This is a genomic window from Pseudoalteromonas sp. CO325X (assembly GCF_004208955.1).
GTDB classification, from domain to species: domain Bacteria; phylum Pseudomonadota; class Gammaproteobacteria; order Enterobacterales; family Alteromonadaceae; genus Pseudoalteromonas; species Pseudoalteromonas ruthenica.
In genome coordinates this window covers 116,822-132,357 of sequence record NZ_SGPG01000009.1, presented here as the reverse complement: position 1 = coordinate 132,357, position 15,536 = coordinate 116,822, and the positions used below count along the sequence as shown (strand labels likewise).

At 46.5% G+C, this 15,536-nt stretch carries 16 protein-coding genes and 2 tRNA genes; 6 read left to right on the top strand and 12 right to left on the bottom strand.

The window, feature by feature from the left end:
• Positions 1-3: 3 nt before the first annotated feature.
• Both EXT46_RS03355 and EXT46_RS03350 read left to right on the top strand, forming a co-directional pair.
• A tRNA-Phe gene (locus tag EXT46_RS03355) sits at positions 4-79 on the top strand.
• Between the two features lie 48 nt (positions 80-127).
• A tRNA-Phe gene (locus EXT46_RS03350) sits at positions 128-203 on the top strand.
• 245 nt (positions 204-448) lie between these two features.
• Here the strand turns inward: EXT46_RS03350 and EXT46_RS03345 are convergent.
• The 9 genes from EXT46_RS03345 to EXT46_RS03305 all read right to left on the bottom strand — a co-directional run bounded on the left by EXT46_RS03345 (position 449) and on the right by EXT46_RS03305 (position 7,942).
• Positions 449-1,753 (bottom strand): APC family permease, encoded by a 1,305-nt coding sequence (locus EXT46_RS03345; protein ID WP_130145202.1) that lies wholly within the window; start codon positions 1,751-1,753, stop codon positions 449-451.
• Between the two features lie 21 nt (positions 1,754-1,774).
• Complete coding sequence (locus tag EXT46_RS03340; RefSeq protein ID WP_045978538.1) at positions 1,775-2,209, bottom strand: nuclear transport factor 2 family protein; 435 nt, start codon at positions 2,207-2,209, stop codon at positions 1,775-1,777.
• 17 nt (positions 2,210-2,226) lie between these two features.
• Positions 2,227-3,072, bottom strand: a complete 846-nt coding sequence (locus tag EXT46_RS03335; protein ID WP_130145200.1) for a CopD family protein — start codon at positions 3,070-3,072, stop codon at positions 2,227-2,229.
• The gene (locus tag EXT46_RS03330; RefSeq protein WP_022944125.1) at positions 3,072-3,422 is read right to left on the bottom strand and encodes a copper resistance CopC family protein; all 351 of its coding nucleotides are present in this window, start codon (positions 3,420-3,422) and stop codon (positions 3,072-3,074) included. Before EXT46_RS03330 ends, EXT46_RS03335 begins: the two co-directional genes overlap by 1 nt.
• Before the next feature lie 26 nt (positions 3,423-3,448).
• Positions 3,449-4,192 carry a copper resistance protein B gene (locus EXT46_RS03325; protein WP_130145198.1) on the bottom strand — a complete coding sequence of 248 codons (744 nt, stop codon included), beginning with the start codon at positions 4,190-4,192 and terminating at the stop codon, positions 3,449-3,451.
• 11 nt (positions 4,193-4,203) lie between these two features.
• Positions 4,204-5,967 (bottom strand): copper resistance system multicopper oxidase, encoded by a 1,764-nt coding sequence (locus EXT46_RS03320; RefSeq protein ID WP_045978541.1) that lies wholly within the window; start codon positions 5,965-5,967, stop codon positions 4,204-4,206.
• Positions 5,957-6,460, bottom strand: a complete 504-nt coding sequence (locus EXT46_RS03315; protein ID WP_130145196.1) for a DUF411 domain-containing protein — start codon at positions 6,458-6,460, stop codon at positions 5,957-5,959. The genes EXT46_RS03320 and EXT46_RS03315 overlap by 11 nt, the downstream gene beginning before the upstream one ends.
• 66 nt (positions 6,461-6,526) lie before the next feature.
• Positions 6,527-6,871: a hypothetical protein gene (locus EXT46_RS03310; protein WP_235045719.1), complete on the bottom strand. Its 345-nt coding sequence runs from the start codon at positions 6,869-6,871 to the stop codon at positions 6,527-6,529.
• 537 nt (positions 6,872-7,408) lie between these two features.
• Positions 7,409-7,942 (bottom strand): TetR/AcrR family transcriptional regulator, encoded by a 534-nt coding sequence (locus EXT46_RS03305; protein ID WP_045978544.1) that lies wholly within the window; start codon positions 7,940-7,942, stop codon positions 7,409-7,411.
• 88 nt (positions 7,943-8,030) lie between these two features.
• Between EXT46_RS03305 and EXT46_RS03300 the strand changes: the two genes are divergently transcribed.
• Positions 8,031-8,720: a glutathione S-transferase family protein gene (locus tag EXT46_RS03300; RefSeq protein WP_052698128.1), complete on the top strand. Its 690-nt coding sequence runs from the start codon at positions 8,031-8,033 to the stop codon at positions 8,718-8,720.
• On the opposite strand, the gene EXT46_RS03295 is transcribed toward EXT46_RS03300, so the two are convergent.
• The 3 genes from EXT46_RS03295 to EXT46_RS03285 are packed head-to-tail and all read right to left on the bottom strand — an operon-like array spanning position 8,690 to position 10,534.
• On the bottom strand, positions 8,690-9,376 hold the full coding sequence (locus EXT46_RS03295) for an LrgB family protein (RefSeq protein ID WP_130145194.1): 687 nt from the start codon (positions 9,374-9,376) through the stop codon (positions 8,690-8,692). The two genes, EXT46_RS03300 and EXT46_RS03295, sit on opposite strands and share 31 nt — an antisense overlap.
• The gene (locus EXT46_RS03290; protein ID WP_165381047.1) at positions 9,373-9,765 is read right to left on the bottom strand and encodes a CidA/LrgA family protein; all 393 of its coding nucleotides are present in this window, start codon (positions 9,763-9,765) and stop codon (positions 9,373-9,375) included. The genes EXT46_RS03295 and EXT46_RS03290 overlap by 4 nt, the downstream gene beginning before the upstream one ends.
• Positions 9,737-10,534, bottom strand: a complete 798-nt coding sequence (locus EXT46_RS03285; protein ID WP_130145190.1) for a crotonase/enoyl-CoA hydratase family protein — start codon at positions 10,532-10,534, stop codon at positions 9,737-9,739. The genes EXT46_RS03290 and EXT46_RS03285 overlap by 29 nt, the downstream gene beginning before the upstream one ends.
• 257 nt (positions 10,535-10,791) lie before the next feature.
• Between EXT46_RS03285 and EXT46_RS03280 the strand changes: the two genes are divergently transcribed.
• From EXT46_RS03280 to EXT46_RS03270, 3 genes are all read left to right on the top strand, one after another.
• On the top strand, positions 10,792-11,967 hold the full coding sequence (locus EXT46_RS03280; RefSeq protein ID WP_045978548.1) for an efflux RND transporter periplasmic adaptor subunit: 1,176 nt from the start codon (positions 10,792-10,794) through the stop codon (positions 11,965-11,967).
• Positions 11,968-11,978: 11 nt separating this feature from the next.
• A complete protein-coding gene (locus EXT46_RS03275; RefSeq protein ID WP_130145188.1) occupies positions 11,979-15,095 on the top strand; it encodes a multidrug efflux RND transporter permease subunit in 3,117 nt (1,038 codons plus the stop codon).
• 121 nt (positions 15,096-15,216) lie between these two features.
• Positions 15,217-15,531, top strand: a complete 315-nt coding sequence (locus EXT46_RS03270; RefSeq protein ID WP_022944113.1) for an HI1450 family dsDNA-mimic protein — start codon at positions 15,217-15,219, stop codon at positions 15,529-15,531.
• Positions 15,532-15,536 lie beyond the last annotated feature (5 nt).

Sequence of the window (15,536 nt, the reverse complement as noted above, 5' to 3'; positions counted from 1 at the left end):
TTTGCCCAGATAGCTCAGTCGGTAGAGCAGAGGATTGAAAATCCTCGTGTCGGTGGTTCGATTCCGCCTCTGGGCACCATTATTAAAGGTGGCGCTCAATGGGCGCCATTTTTATGAAAAAACTTTTGCCCAGATAGCTCAGTCGGTAGAGCAGAGGATTGAAAATCCTCGTGTCGGTGGTTCGATTCCGCCTCTGGGCACCACGATTTAAGAAACCCTGATCAGTAATGGTCAGGGTTTTTTATTGCCTGTAGCATAATGCAAGGCGTAATCTCACGCTTATTAGCTCGGGTGGTTCGATGGTAAAATACATCCATGTATTTCACCGCTTTGCGGGCAATTGCTCCAGACAATTTTGTCCGCATCTAAGCGCCACCATCTTTTCAAACGTTGTAGGTAATTTCATTTTTATTCTTTATGAATTAAATGCTTGGACGGAGTGACTGTTTTAACGCTTTTTGCGTAAAAACAAAATCTCACCAGCCGAGATTATCGCCATGCCGATAACAGAGATCCAAATAACTAATGGGTCGCTGTTCCACTTTGTCCATATAAAGGCGGCTAATACTACAATATCCAGCGTTATAGCACAGGCAAGTATATAAATATTGGCATTTACTTTTTCTCTAAGGTGTCGCAATACACCCCAATGGATCGCAATGTCCATAACGATATAAAAAATAGCGCCAATCGAAGCGATTCGACTCAAATCGAAAAAAGCAGCTAAGATCATAGCCATAACAATGGTGTAAACCAGTGTATGTTTCTGAATTGAACCAGGCATGCCAAAATGGCTGTGTGGCACAAGTTTCATATTGGTCAACATTGCCAACATTCTTGAGACGGCAAACGCGCTGGCGATCACGCCGGAAACTGTGGCTACAATCGCAAATCCAACCGTAATCCAAAGCCCTGTCTCGCCATAGATTGGTCTTGCGGCTTCAGCAAGTGCGTAGTCTTTTGCTTTCACAATCTCATCTATGGACAGGCTCGAGCCAACGGCCAGGGTGACTAATAGGTATATTAAGGCGCAGATAATCAACGAAATAATAATGGCACGTCCAACATTCTTCTTTGGCTCAATGATTTCACCACCACTATTAGTTATAGTTGTAAACCCTTTGTACGCGAGTATGCTCAAAGCAATCCCTGCTAGAATACCGCTGCCCGAAGCTTCTTTTGGAATAGCAGATATCGATTCAAATTGAACGCCAGATGCCCATAAACCACCAGCCGCTAAAACAACCAGCCCTAAAGCCTTCACAAAGGCCATAAAAAACGAGAACGTTTGAATAAACTGATTACTCAGAATATTGATAAAAAATGCGAAGAGCAGCAAGCCAACCGCCAGCGACGGGACAAGCCACTGCGCTTCAAAAGAAATTAATTGGCTTGTATAGGACGCAAATGTACGAGCAACTAAGCTTTCATTAATGACCATAGAAAAGTACATTAACAGTGCAAATATCGCTGTCACACTTCCCTTTCCATAAGCTTTACTGAGGAACATCGCAATGCCTCCCGCTGATGGGTAAGCTTTGGCTAATTTTACATATGAATAGGCGCTGAATCCGGCGATAACACCGCCGCACACAAATGCCAGTACAAACCATTCTTTTGCCAGCTGAGCAACTTGTCCTGTCAGTGCAAAAATACCAGCGCCAATCATGACACCAGTCCCTAAAGACACCGCCCCCCAAAGACTCAAGCTTCCTTTCTGATAATCTTGATGTCCGTGTTTATGTTCCGCCATAATCAGCTCCTGTGGTTGACGTTAGTTGGACCAGTGAATCCGGATAATTTTCCAGCCAGACTCCGGTGTATGTGAAACGGTTACAGTTTCATTCATCGTTAAATCAATCTCCTGCCCGTTGTACGCCCCGGAAATACTATATCGAGACGTGATCACAGCAAGGCTATCCACTTCATATCTTGTTCTTTCAATCAGTTTTGAAGGAACCTCCTGGCTAAATTTGATATCTGACTTTAGATGATGAGCACTATATTCAGCCAGGGACCGTTCAACGCCACCACCTTCAAAGATAAGCACATCATCGGAAAGCACGTCTTTAAAAACCTCCATGTCACCTTCAGTCAAAGCAGTTCGAAATGCGTCAAGCACAGCGGTCGGCTCAGATAGTTTTTCGGCGCTACTGGGCGCTGAAACAAACATTACCGAAATCATAAAAACACTCACAAGTAATTTCATTCTTCTTATTCCTTACATTAACCAGGAGAAAACGCGCTGCTTAGCGCAGAGGCCAGGATAAAAATAGTGACAGCCAATACCATTTCTACCGTTATCGACTGTTTAAGTCGCTTCGCAGCCGACTCATTATTTAACTGGGGTACCAACTTTAACTTATGCAGTGCAGCGACAAGAAAAATCAACGCCACAAACACAAGCTTCGCCAGCAATACTGTGTCGTATGAAGTTAATGGCAGCTCTGGTAACCATTGTCCGGTTGCGCTTCGATACATAACCACACCAGCAATCAAGAGTATTAAAACCGCTGCAGACATGTGCCCGCCAAAACGCTCCATAATCAATTTCGCTTTATCAAGCGATACGGAGGTTGCCAGCTTACGCAGTGAATTCAGACTGCCAAACCAGACCCAGGCGACTAACAGATGTGTTAAAAGCGCTAACTTTCCCCACCAGAGCGCGTCACTACCGTGGCCGATACTTAAAAAACTCCATCCCATGAGTCCAACCGCCACAACATAAAGCATCCACTGTATGCTTGTTACCTTAACAACAGAGTAAATAATCCAGACAACAGCAACGGTTACCTGAAGTTGGATGAACAACCCAACAGGGCCAGCCCATATAAATTGCATATAGGTCGAGTCAACCATTCCGGCAAAGCCTTCAGCAGTGAAACTACCAACTTTGAGAAAGAAGTAGAGAAGGCTCGCCAGTAGTAGAAGCAACGCAACAACGCTATTCTTTTGTTCAGACAGCTTTTTTAAACCAGACAAATAGGCGATATAAGGAGAGGCCGTTATCACCGAATTAAGCCAGAATATAAAGGCCAGCGTTAAAACGCTGGCCACACTCCATAGGGTCATCACTTCACCTCAAAGCTAAAATCACCCGATATTTTATGACTGTCCCCACCCATGGCCGTCCAATAAACTGTGTAACCACGCGGCGCTAGTTTGTTTTTAACCGCTATTTCGTATGCTACTTTGGGTGTCATGCTCATCGAAAAGTCCAACGGGTGCATTTTGCCATCATCTGAATGCAGCATAACTTTAGCCAGGCGAACATCACCGGAGAAACTCATCGTAATTTCCGTGGGTGGCTGCGATAAAGTGGCACCGTCTTTCGGGCTACTGGATGTCAAATCGGCGTGAGCGCTAGCCCATGCACTAAAAAATAACGCGGTACCGAAGGCTAATTTAAGTATGTTTTTCACGTTGTTTCCTCTTTGTTTATTATCAATTAAAACCAAACTCTGGCCCCAAGGACCACGCCTGTTTCTGTGGTGTCTTCACCCATTCGTTTCATTTCATCTGCCGTATTCCCTAACGCACCGTTCCAATAAACACCGATGTAAGGTGCAAGTTCACGATTGATTTCGTGACGATAGCGCAACCCCACGCGCAAGTTGCTCAAGCCACTTTGACGTTCATATTTGTCTGAATCGGTTAGGTTGGCTGTTAGTTCAATACGAGGTTGCAAATACGATGTTTGTGTGAGTTGCCATTCGTATTCAGTTTCACTCACAAATTGAACATCGCCTTCTTCATTTATCATCAGCGAGTTATCCATTTCAAACCAATAGGGCGCCAACCCCATAAAACTCACGACAGCATAATTTTCCATAGATGCATCCGACGATAAGGTGCCTCGCGTACCGATACCGCCCTGAAACGACCAAAATGGAGACACCAAGTATCCATACAGCAGTTCTGCACTTTCCAAGTCAGTGGACTCACCGTCATCTTGAACATTTTCACCTTCACTTTTAAAGACAAACCGATGATAATCGCCGCCATACCAAGCCATCATGTCCCAGACAGCAAGGTTCTCTTCCTCGTTAGTTCGCGTTAACTCCAACCGATCGAACAGCACTTGCCCGGTGTGATATTCCTTGACGGGTTCTGGCCAGTCTTCTTCCGCATGTTCCGCAACAGCTAACACCGGCAAAAAGGCCACGCCCATTAGTAATGATTTACCGTACATAATCGTCCTCCTTATGCGACATTGACCACACGGAACATGCCCGCTTTCATGTGGTACAACAGATGACAGTGGAACGCCCAGCTGCCCGGCGCGTCCGCCGTTATCAATAACGACACTTTTTCATTGGGTTTGAGGCTAATTGTGTGCTTACGGGGACGGGGGTACTGTCCGTTTTCCAGCTCCATCCACATGCCGTGTAAGTGTATGGGGTGGTCCATCATCGTATCGTTTACCATCACCAACCTCAGTCGTTCTCCATGATGAAACTGAACTGGGCCATCCACCTCGGTAAACTTCTTCCCGTCGAAAGACCACATGTAACGCTCCATATTACCCGTTAAGTGCAGCTCTATCTGTCGTTCGGGCTCTCGCGTATCCGGCCATTCATGCGCGCCGATCAAGTCGGTATACAACAATACTTTGTGCTCAACATCTTCCAATCCAATCCCGGGTTCATGCAAACGGCTTACCGGGTTTGTAGCAATCATAGCCGCCCCGGCGCCATGTCCGGACTCACGGTGCTTGATTTTAATATTCTCGACGGGGAGTTCTCTTTTGTGTGTCATTTTATGAGTCATATGGCTGTTATTGCCGCCCATATGCTTCATATTCATGCTATTGCCTTTCATATCACCAGACATTGCCATCGCTCCCATGCCCATAGCCGCCATGCCGCGCTCAGGAGCTTGCCGTAGTTCAGGCACTTCAGCCTCAAGACCCAGTTCTGGCGTTAACGTGCCTCTGACATAACCACTTCGATCAAAGCTCTCAGCATAAATAGTGTACGGCTTGTTTTGCTTAGGCTGGACAATTACATCGTAGGTTTCCGCCACACCAATGCGGAACTCGTCAACTGGCACTGGTTTCACAGGCTGCCCGTCAGCGGCCACAACCGTCATCTCCAACCCAGGGATTCTCACGTCGAAGAAACTCATTGCCGAACCGTTAATGATACGAAGGCGTACTTTTTCACCAGGCTTAAACAATGCTGACCAGTTCATCTGCGAATCGCGGCCATTCATCAGGTAGGTGTAAGTGCTGCCCGTCACATCCGCAATATCACGAGGGCTCATTCGCATTTGCCCCCACATTTCTCGTTGCTTCCAAGTTTTCTCTAACCCTTGTTGTCGCACGTCCTCGAAGGTCTCAAATATCGTACGTTTTTGATAGTTATAGTACCCCTCCGCAACTTTCAAGTTACGAAACACGGTATCCGGGTCTTCAAATGTCCAATCACTTAGAATAATGGTATGTTCTCGATCAGCACCAATGTCTCCGTCTTTCGGTTCAATCACTAACGGCCCCAGGTGTCCCAATTGCTCCTGCAAACCGGAATGGCTGTGATACCAATAAGTTCCGTTTTGCTCGACATCGTAGCGGTACTTGAACGTTCGTCCTGGCTTTATCCCTTCGAAAGATACGCCAGGCACGCCATCCATGTTCTCTGGCAATATAATGCCGTGCCAGTGAATCGATGTGTCTTCCAGCAACCGGTTAATCACATTTAACTTTGCTCTCTGTCCCTCTTTTAAACGGATCAAAGGACCCGGCATTTGGCCATTGATGGTTATCGGCGTTCCTACCTTATTTCCCACGAGCAGTGGAGATTTTGCAATGGTCAGATCAATTTCATCGTTTGTCAGGATCTGATCCTTAAAACTGCGTCCTTGAGGGACTGCCCAGGTCGGCGCTACTTTGGCGATTGCTAAAGCAGACGCTACAGTGAATGCTGATTTAACAAACTTTCGACGTCCTTTAGTAAAATCATTGTTCATAACTTTTTACCTCCTTCGAAAGCGCTTTCTGCCGCTCTAGGCTGACTATCTGCCGATAGGGTGTGATCGAACCGTCACTTTTGATTTCGTAGACCGTATAAGGTTGAAATTGAGTGCCCATCTCCATACCGATAGACCCTAGCGGCATGCCTGGAACAGTTAAGCCAATGCCATTATCTGACTTTTTCCCAGCTAAATAATGAGCAACTAATGTAGGAGGAACGTGTCCCTCAAAGACATAGCCATTGTTAGAAATAGCGGTATGGCAGGATTGGACCTCGGCACTAATACCGGAGTCCCGTTTTCGTTGAGTCAGGTTATTCGGGTGTTGTACAGACACACTAAAGCCATCCGGTAAAGCTTTTAACCATTGCTCACAACAACCGCAGTTGGGATCTTTTAGAACGGTTAGCTGCTGCTCTTGTGAATCAGTTGCAGGCACAGACACCGAAAACAGCATCGCTAAAACAGTGCTATTGCGTTTGATAAACATAATTATTCACCAATTAATAAGTATTAATGGAACACGCCGAGCGTGTGCTAAATTTCTAGTAACTTATTAAGCGATAATTATTGGGGGGCGGAATAAATTAGACGCGTGTTTAGCACGAATTGAGGTGTCAATGGGCGAATCGACTTTAGTAGAGAAGTTAATTGCAGCGGCGTTAACCGCAGAAGACTGTCCAACAAATAAAACAGAACTGCCGGAGCAATGTCGAATGGTCATATCAGCACAGCACGAGTTGTGCTCTTGCTCTCCATTCTCACAATCTCTTGCGTCCGCTTCTTGCATCGTGCTGTGCTGCATTTGCCCGTTATCATGGCACACGTGAGCGTCTGCCGTTTGCGCAAACGACATCAGCACTAATAGCACAGCCATTAATAACGAAAGTAGAACTCGCACGAGCACCCTGTTTTTGCAATTTAATAACGCCAGCTTAACGTCATTTTAGAGCGTGTCAAGTAAGGGGTAGAGAGTGATGAGTCACGAAATTTTCTCCGGTATGGGCTTTCTATTGATGCTGATTGCAGGCGCTATTGTTTCCGCATGGCGCATCTACTAACGAGTTGAGCACTCTGGTACATTGAGTTATTGGTTGCCTTCCCTATTGCAAATATCATCCATATTTACTTTGTCTCTTTCGCCAAAGTGACAAATATAGTTTTCTATCTCTGGGTGATAGCCCTAATGTATTTGATACTACACTTATACAAAATACGGTCCTCTATATAGCTATTTTCTACTCATTTACGCGAGCTAAAAATATTTGTAAAGAGGTTTCTAGTTTTTCATCAATTATAAAATAATAAGCTGTCGGGCATAGGCGGTGCCGCATCTAAGCACCACGATTTAAGAAACCCTGATCAGTAATGGTCGGGGTTTTTTATTGCCTGTAGCATAATGCAAGGCGTAATCTCACGCTTATACAGTCTATGTATCTTACTCGTGTTGAGGACTTTGACGTCCAACAGTTAATAGCTCTTCTTTAAGTGACTCATCGGTTATTGCACGAGAGACAGCGACGGTAGCGATCATCATAAGCGCTTGATGAATAGCGGCTGTGCGCGTCAGACCAGTATTTTCGAGTTTAGTGAGGATATTATTCAGCACTGCAGTGTAAGTTGCCCTGACTTGCTCATCTCGGTGGCTGATATCACTCACTAAAAACGCTAATGGGCACCCAGCATGTTCAGCATTGACGTGTTCATCTGCTAAGTAAAACTGGCGAATGTCTTCAGCGTCATAGCTATCATTGACTTGGTTAGCCCTTAACTTTGCGGCATGAATGAGGGCTTTGCTATATAACTCTGATTTCGATTTAAAGTGACTGTAAAAAGCTCCACGGGTGAGTTGAGCTGCACCCATAACATCGTCAATAGCCACTTTATCGTATCCATGCTGGCTAAAGAGATTAGCCGCACTAGTAAGGATTCTATTTTTAGAATTTTTCTTGTGCTCAGGGTGCCAAGCCATGATATTCCCTATATTTAAAATATGTTCTTGAACATATTGTCGCTTTTTTTATGCTCAAGCAACAGTGTCAAGAATAGGAATACGAACAGTGAATAAAGTACATATTATTGGCTTACCTTTTAGTACTTATACCCGCAGTGTCCAGCTTTTTTGTGAGCTAATAGGGGTTAATTACACGCTAGCGATGTCGCATGCTGACAAAGCTATAGAGATGCACGATAAGCATCACCGCAAACTACACCCGATGGCAAAAATTCCTATTTTAATAGACGGTGATACGCATCTTTGTGAGACAACAGCGATTTTACATTACCTAAACGACAGTTATGCCAGTGGGGAGTTCTTGAATCTCGACCCTATTGGCAGAGCCCATCAGTTAGAACGTATGAGCTTATTAAGTCATTATGTTAACAACGCCTTGATTCGAGATTATGCCTTAGAGTTAGCCTTACCGAAGGGGAAGGGCGGGGAAGTTCGTGTGCAGTGGATGATGGAAAATAAAAGTGCAGCACTTGATGCAGTAAAAATTGTAGAGACCTGGTTAGCTGAAAATCAATTCCTAGCAGGTTCAACTTGGTCTTTGGTTGATATGATGGCATTGCCGTCTCTTTATTATGTAAGCTTACTTCCTCGAGAGCTTGCTTTGCTAACACCGTATTCGCCACTACATCAGTACCTGAATAACGTAAGAAAGCATTCAGGAGCCAAGAAGGTGTTGCAACCGGCCAATATCAATGTCTCAGATAGTCAAAGCGCTAAGCTGGCAAGCCAAGGGTAGTAGATAGGCACTATGATAGGCGAGAGCAACGCACTTAACGCCATGGCTGCCGAGGCGTAGGCGGCGCTGGTTTCATTGTCGGCAATAGCGGTGGCGGTGCCAATGGCATGGCAAGCACCGCCGAGGGCCACGCCCTGAGCCCCCTTATGATTGATGCCAGTCAGCTTAAGCGTGTTGAAGCCAACAATAGCACCGACAATACCGATGAGAATGACCATGGATGCGGCAATGCTGCCAAGCCCGCCTAACTGCTCGGTGACAAGTAAGGTGATAGGGGTAGTGACTGCAAGGCTAGCAAGGGAGGCCTGCAATTGTTCGGGTACCCTAAGCAAAGAGGTGATCACAACGGCGGTGGTGGTGGCCGTGATTATTCCGGCAGCCACAGCGATAAACATCAATAAAAGCTGTCGCCTTAACTGGTGGATTTGCTTATAAAGTGGCACTGCTAAAGCAACGACGGCCAACTCCAAAAGATAATCGAAAATTTGTGTGTGAGCGCGATACTCGTTGATGTCGATGTGCCAGGCCGACAAGATAAATACCGAGGCGGCAATAGTGAGCAAGACGGGGTTACATAGTGGCGAGCGTAACTTGGCGTGCAGGGCTCGAAACGCTAAAAATAAGGCCACTGTCATAGGGATAGCCAAATACATCATTGCTCTTCACCCAAACGTTGCATTATCGTCCCGATGATAAACAGGCCAATCAGCGGGACGATTACTAAGCACAACAACAGTGGCAACCAATAGCGGGCGACTAATTCGACATGCTCTATAATGGCAGCGGCTGCGGGCACAAAAAACAGCGGCATATAATTAAGTAAGGGGTGAGCACCGCTAGTGAGCCAGTGCAGTTTAACAATGCCTAATTGCAAAGCTAAGAATAGCGCTAGCATGGCACTGAGTGGTGCTGGGAAGCTCACTGAGAAGTAGTTGCTGAGGGCATGGGCTGAGAATAAAAAAGCGCTAATTATAGCAGCACTCAAAATGAACCTGGCGCTGTGTTTAATGATCTTTTTACCAGCGTCGACGCGGTTGGTACTCATCGAAGGAATCATCCTTGCGCGAAGCATTTTTAATAGCAATACGGGTATTTTTACACATCAGCAGTTTAATTTGCGAGAAAGTTTCCTTAGCCAATAGTCTACGATGGGGCTGTCGGTAAGCGCTCTGCGTTAATCGTTTGATTGCACTGATGGCATCCGGTGAACGCGCGCTAAAGGTGTCGATGATGTGTGCGGCGCGTTGCTGCAAATCATTATCAACATAAGATACCAAGCCTAAATTGAGGGCCTGTTGCGCGGTAACAGGCTCTGCAGACATGGCAAGCTGTAAGTAGTTGTCGGCACTGAGGATTCCTGGAAGCACTAAGCTTGCACCCATATCGGGGCATAACCCCCAGCGTGACTCCATGATTGCTAAGCTAGCATCCTCACTGGCGATGCGAATATCAGCACCTAAGGCTATTTGCATCCCGCCACCCCAACATCGCCCTTGTAGTAGAGCAATTACGGGAATACTTAACGACTGCCACCCCAGCACCACACGTTGAGCGAGGTTTTGGTTGCCTGGAAGCGGTTTAAACAGCAATTTGCAGATATCGGTGGGTTTGCTGATCACACTTTTAACGTCTAGCCCAGTGCAAAAATCCGGCCCTTGTGCTTGAAGTATCACCGCTCGCAAATCACGCTGCTTCTTGATTTGTTTAATCACCCCATCAAGTTGTTTGAACATCTCAAAGTTCAGTGCATTACGTTTACTTTCATTAGCCAAGGTTACATAGGCGACTTGCTTAGCAGTGGTTAGTGTTATCATTATTGTCTCCTCTGACCAGTATCAATTTACCTCAACATCTGATTGATGTCATGTTCCCGTTACTAGCACTTGATATACTCTGCTTGCGCAATGCACTGTACTCATTTTTAAATATCGGTATAACTTAAATACAGTGAGTTACAAAATAGTCTATATTTCTCAGGGAACTAGATTTATTTTATGTCAGTCTATTGAGCGCCTATCTGGCCATTGAAAACAACATTGCTAGCGACATAACGATTCTAAGGAGACACGCGATGCATTTATCCCCTTCGGGCCCAAAGTATTTCTATCATTCAGTTTTAGCTGGGCTCTGTTCGTTAGCCTTGGTGGGCTGCTCTGAACCGCAACAACAAAACCAGAGCATGCCAGCGCCGGCGGTGTCTGTTTATGAAGTGGCGATGCAAGAGGTTGGTAATTATCGCGAGTTTGTCGCTCGCACCGAGGCCTTTCAGGAGGCAGATATTCGTGCTCGAGTTGAGGGTGAACTCATTGAGCGGACTTTCCGTGAGGGAGCATATGTAGAAAAAGGCCAAACGCTATTTAAAATTGATGCATCGGAATACACCGCCAGTGTGAGTGAAATTGAAGCGTCCTTAAAAAGTAATCGTGCAGCGGCCTCTCGAGCTGAGCGAGATCTTAAGCGAGGGCGTGAAATTGCCAAAGATGGGTTTATTTCTGAGGCAGACTTAGACAAATTGCAAACGAACTTAGATCAAGCCCAAGCCGCTGTTAAGTCCAGTGAAGCGGCATTAGAAAAGGCCAAGCTGAACCTCAGTTACACCACTATCGACGCGCCATTTAGTGGCCGCATAGGTAAAGTGAGCTTTGATGTGGGCAATATCGTTAACCCACAATCCGGAGCCTTGGCACAACTAACAGATATCGACCCCATTTATGTTAGTTTTCAAGTAGAAGAATCCGATTACATCAGTTACCAACAGTCGCATCAGCAAACTAATAATAGCCCTGAAGATGTCCCTTTAGATTTAAGCCTGCGCTTACCCAATGATACTGACTTTGAACAGCCGGGTACGCTGGATTTTGCCGATACTAAAATTGACCGTAGCACGGGGACGGTTGAGTTACGTGCCAAATTTGATAACCCCAATGGCATTGTAATGCCGGGTTTGTTTGTAACCTTAGTGGTTGAGAGTCAAGACAAGCAGTCGCAAGCCTTGGTGCCCCAAGCAGCGGTGCAGGAAAATCAACAAGGCAAATTTGTTTTGGTTGTCAAAGATGACAATACAGTGGCGCAGCGTTTGGTGGATTTGGGTCGACGCATCGATGCGATGTGGGTGGTTAAATCAGGTATTGAGCAAGGCGAGCGGGTTATTGTCGAAGGCCTACAAAAAGTGCGCTCAGGGGTGGAAGTAAATCCTGTTGTTAAACAAGTCGACGCCAAAACCGGCACCATCAGTGACCAACAATAAGCGAGTCTAGGATGATCAGTAAAACTTTTATATCCAGGCCCAAGCTGGCGCTAGTGATCTCCATTGTTATTACATTGGCTGGGCTTATCTCTTTGACCCAGCTGCCCGTCAATATGTATCCGCAAATCACGCCGCCGCAGGTATCGGTGACCGCGATTTACCCCGGGGCCAGCGCACAGACCATTGAAGAGACAGTTATTCGTCCCATTGAAGAGCAAATTAATGGCGTCGAAGACATGATGTACATCGAGTCCACATCCAGTAACAATGGCTCGGCAACCATCACCGTTTATTTTAATGTCGGTACAGACACCGATATGGCCCAAGTGAATGTGCAAAACAGGGTGGCGTTGGCAGAACCTAGTTTGCCTCAGGAAGTACGCCGTCAGGGGGTAACGGTAAAGAAAAAATCTAGCAACATGTTGATGGGCATAAGTTTGTACTCAGAAGACCCCAACATGGATGCTATGTTCTTAAGTAACTACGCCACTAATTATCTTACTGAGCCACTCGGGCGTATCCCTGGGGTTGCCTCTGCCGAGGTGATGGGTGAGAAAACCTATTCCATGCGTATTTGGTTACGGCCAGATAAAATGGCCTCCCTAGGAGTAACAGTTGCGGAAGTGAAGGCTGCACTGGAGGAGCAAAACACCTTGGTCGCCGCCGGTAAGCTGGGCGCTGCTCCGGCGCTACCCAACCAACAATTCGAATATGCGATTCAAGCTCAGGGGCGGCTTGTCTCTGCCGATGAGTTCGGACAAACCATTGTGCGTGCTAATTTGGACGGTAACTTTGTGCGTCTTAAAGACATCGCGCGCATAGAGCGGGGCTCAAAAAGCTATTCAGGTAGTGCTACATTCAATCAAAAAGACACCGGTTTTATTGTTATTTATCAGCTCACCGACGCCAATGCCACGGCGGTTGCTGAGCAAGTTAAAAAACGTATGGCGGAACTGTCTAAGCAGTTTCCTGATGGCCTTGAATACAAAGTGCCTTATGACACCACTGAGTTTATTAATCGCTCCATTGATGAGGTGGTCGTAACTCTTTATCAAGCGGTGGCATTGGTCATCTTGGTGGTGTTTCTATTTTTGCAAAATTGGCGTGCCACCTTGGTACCAACTGTGGCGATCCCGGTATCGCTCATTGGTACTTTTGCGGCGATGATGGCGATGGGCTACTCCATTAACCTGATTACGTTATTTGGTTTAGTACTGGCGATCGGCATTGTCGTGGATGATGCCATCATCGTGATAGAAAACGTTGAGCGCATACTCAGAGAGGACAAGCTGCCCATTAAGGAAGCAGTGACCAAAGCCATGGAGCAGGTGAGCGGGCCTATTGTGGCCACAACGTTGGTGCTGTTAGCGGTGTTTGTACCCGTAGGCTTTATGCCAGGTATCACCGGAGAGTTATACAAGCAATTTTCTGTCACCATTAGCTTTGCTGTACTGATTTCATCAATCAATGCCCTGACACTGAGCCCGGCGCTCTGTAGTTTGTTGTTGTCAGCTGAAAAAATGAAGCCAATAAAATGGTTACGACCTTTTGAAAACGCCATAACCCGCTCCACTAAGAGTTACACCGGTGTGGTTGGATTTATGCTCAAACGAGCAGGGCGGATAGGTATTGTTGTGGTGGCGCTATTTGTTGCTACCGGTTGGTTTGCTACTAATGTACCTACCGGATTTGTGCCCCCAGAAGACCAAGGCTTTGTCTTTGTTGATGTGCAGTTGCCAGATGCCGCCGCGATTAATCGTACCGATGCTGTGGTAAAGAAAATCAGCGATGTGATCATGCAAGACCCAGCCACTGAAGATTTTATTGGCGTCTCCGGGTTCTCTTTACTTGGCGGTGCTGGCTCAAACAACGCGTTGGGCATTATGGTGCTCAAAGACTGGGAGCAGCGAACGGCACCAGATATGGGCTTAAAACAGATTATTACCCGTATCCAAGGGCAGTTATGGGCCATGCCAGATGCCCAGATTATGGCCTTTAATGCACCGCCTATCCCAGGGTTGGGCAATAGCTCGGGGTTTGAGTATCGATTATTAGACTCCGAAGGTAGAGACCCAGCCGAGCTCGCGCAAGTTATGAATGGTTTGATATACGATGCCAACCAACGCCCTGAACTGCAAAATGTATTTAGTACATTCCGCGCCAATGTGCCGCAATACTTTTTAGAGGTCGATCGCAATAAAGCGAAAGCACAAGGGATCACCTTGAGCAATATTTTCTTAACCCTGCAAGCGCAGTTAGGCTCGCTCTATGTGAACGACTTTAATCAGTTTAGCCGCACTTATCAGGTCACCATTCAAGCTGAGGCACAATTCCGTGCTGAACCTGCTGATTTACAGCATTACTATGTACGCAATAGTGAGGGGGATATGGTCCCTCTGACGACCATAGCCACGCTGAAGCCTATTCTTGGCCCTACCAGTATGAACCACTTCAATTTATATAGAAGTACCAGTATTACCGGCAGTGCTGCACCTGGTTATTCCAGTGGGGATGCCATTGCGGTCATGAAGGAGCTCTCCGCACAGCTGCCCAATGGCTATATTTTTGATTGGGCAGGTCAAACACGACAAGAAATTTTAGCGGGCGACCTCGCGCCGGTACTCTTCTCACTGGCGGTTCTATTTGTGTTCTTGTTCTTGGTCGCGCAATACGAGAGTTGGACGATTCCGTTTGCGGTCATAGCCGCTGTACCCTTGGCTATTTTTGGGGCCATGGCTACCTTGTTTACGGTGGGAATGACGAACAATATCTACGCCCAAGTCGGCTTTGTACTGCTAATAGGTATGTCGACTAAGACAGCTATCTTGATTGTTGAGTTTGCTATGGAGCAACGCAAGGCTGGGCAGAGTATCTTTGATGCCGCGCAGATAGCCGCATCGCAGCGCTTCAGAGCGGTCTTAATGACGGCCTTGTCTTTCGTCCTAGGTGTGTTACCGCTGGTGTTGGCCAGTGGCGCTGGGGCGGCAAGTCGTGTGTCTTTAGGTGTCACAGTGATGTCAGGCATGATTGCCGCAACTGTGTTTGGTACCTTGTTTGTGCCCCTATTTTACACCTATATTCAGCATATGCGCGAGGGTGTAAAGAGACGACTCGGGATTAATAGCTAAAGTTTAAAGCAGTGCACTAAGAGCCGGGAATTTCCCGGCTTTTTATTGGTCGCGAGACAATGCACATTCTTATCAAGTTTTGTTATTATCGCCAGAAATAAGCATCAACGGGATCAGCACCATGTCAGGGCCGCGCCTATTCACTGAACAAGAAATAACTCATCATGCCTATGAAGTATTCTTGGAGCTTGCACCTGAGCACTTGTCCGAGCAGGATATCAACGATTTTAACGAGCATCGTGAGGCTCTGGGGTTTATAGAAGAAAGTGCGCCAAGTGAGCAATGGCAAGGGATTGTGGCGATGGAAATCGAGCCGGAGTTTTACAGTGAGGTGAGCATCGGGCTCGAGCTGGAGAATGAAGACTTGGTATTCGCACGGGTATTGATCAGCCGTGATAAAGATGCGCCATTTTGTCACGTTATTTGGAAAGAGTAAGCACT

Bases quoted from the DNA above. Each gene is read 5' to 3' on its own strand.
- EXT46_RS03335 (WP_130145200.1), bottom strand. From the start codon at position 3,072: ATGACCCTATGGAGTGTGGCCAGCGTTTTAACGCTGGCCTTTATATTC.
- EXT46_RS03315 (WP_130145196.1), bottom strand. From the start codon at position 6,460: ATGTTTATCAAACGCAATAGCACTGTTTTAGCGATGCTGTTTTCGGTG.
- EXT46_RS03340 (WP_045978538.1), bottom strand. From the start codon at position 2,209: ATGAAATTACTTGTGAGTGTTTTTATGATTTCGGTAATGTTTGTTTCA.
- EXT46_RS03295 (WP_130145194.1), bottom strand. From the start codon at position 9,376: ATGATGTATTTGGCTATCCCTATGACAGTGGCCTTATTTTTAGCGTTT.
- EXT46_RS03345 (WP_130145202.1), bottom strand. From the start codon at position 1,753: ATGGCGGAACATAAACACGGACATCAAGATTATCAGAAAGGAAGCTTG.
- EXT46_RS03325 (WP_130145198.1), bottom strand. From the start codon at position 4,192: ATGTACGGTAAATCATTACTAATGGGCGTGGCCTTTTTGCCGGTGTTA.
- EXT46_RS03290 (WP_165381047.1), bottom strand. From the start codon at position 9,765: ATGAGTACCAACCGCGTCGACGCTGGTAAAAAGATCATTAAACACAGC.
- EXT46_RS03270 (WP_022944113.1), top strand. From the start codon at position 15,217: ATGTCAGGGCCGCGCCTATTCACTGAACAAGAAATAACTCATCATGCC.
- EXT46_RS03280 (WP_045978548.1), top strand. From the start codon at position 10,792: ATGCATTTATCCCCTTCGGGCCCAAAGTATTTCTATCATTCAGTTTTA.
- EXT46_RS03285 (WP_130145190.1), bottom strand. From the start codon at position 10,534: ATGATAACACTAACCACTGCTAAGCAAGTCGCCTATGTAACCTTGGCT.
- EXT46_RS03305 (WP_045978544.1), bottom strand. From the start codon at position 7,942: ATGGCTTGGCACCCTGAGCACAAGAAAAATTCTAAAAATAGAATCCTT.
- EXT46_RS03320 (WP_045978541.1), bottom strand. From the start codon at position 5,967: ATGAACAATGATTTTACTAAAGGACGTCGAAAGTTTGTTAAATCAGCA.
- EXT46_RS03275 (WP_130145188.1), top strand. From the start codon at position 11,979: ATGATCAGTAAAACTTTTATATCCAGGCCCAAGCTGGCGCTAGTGATC.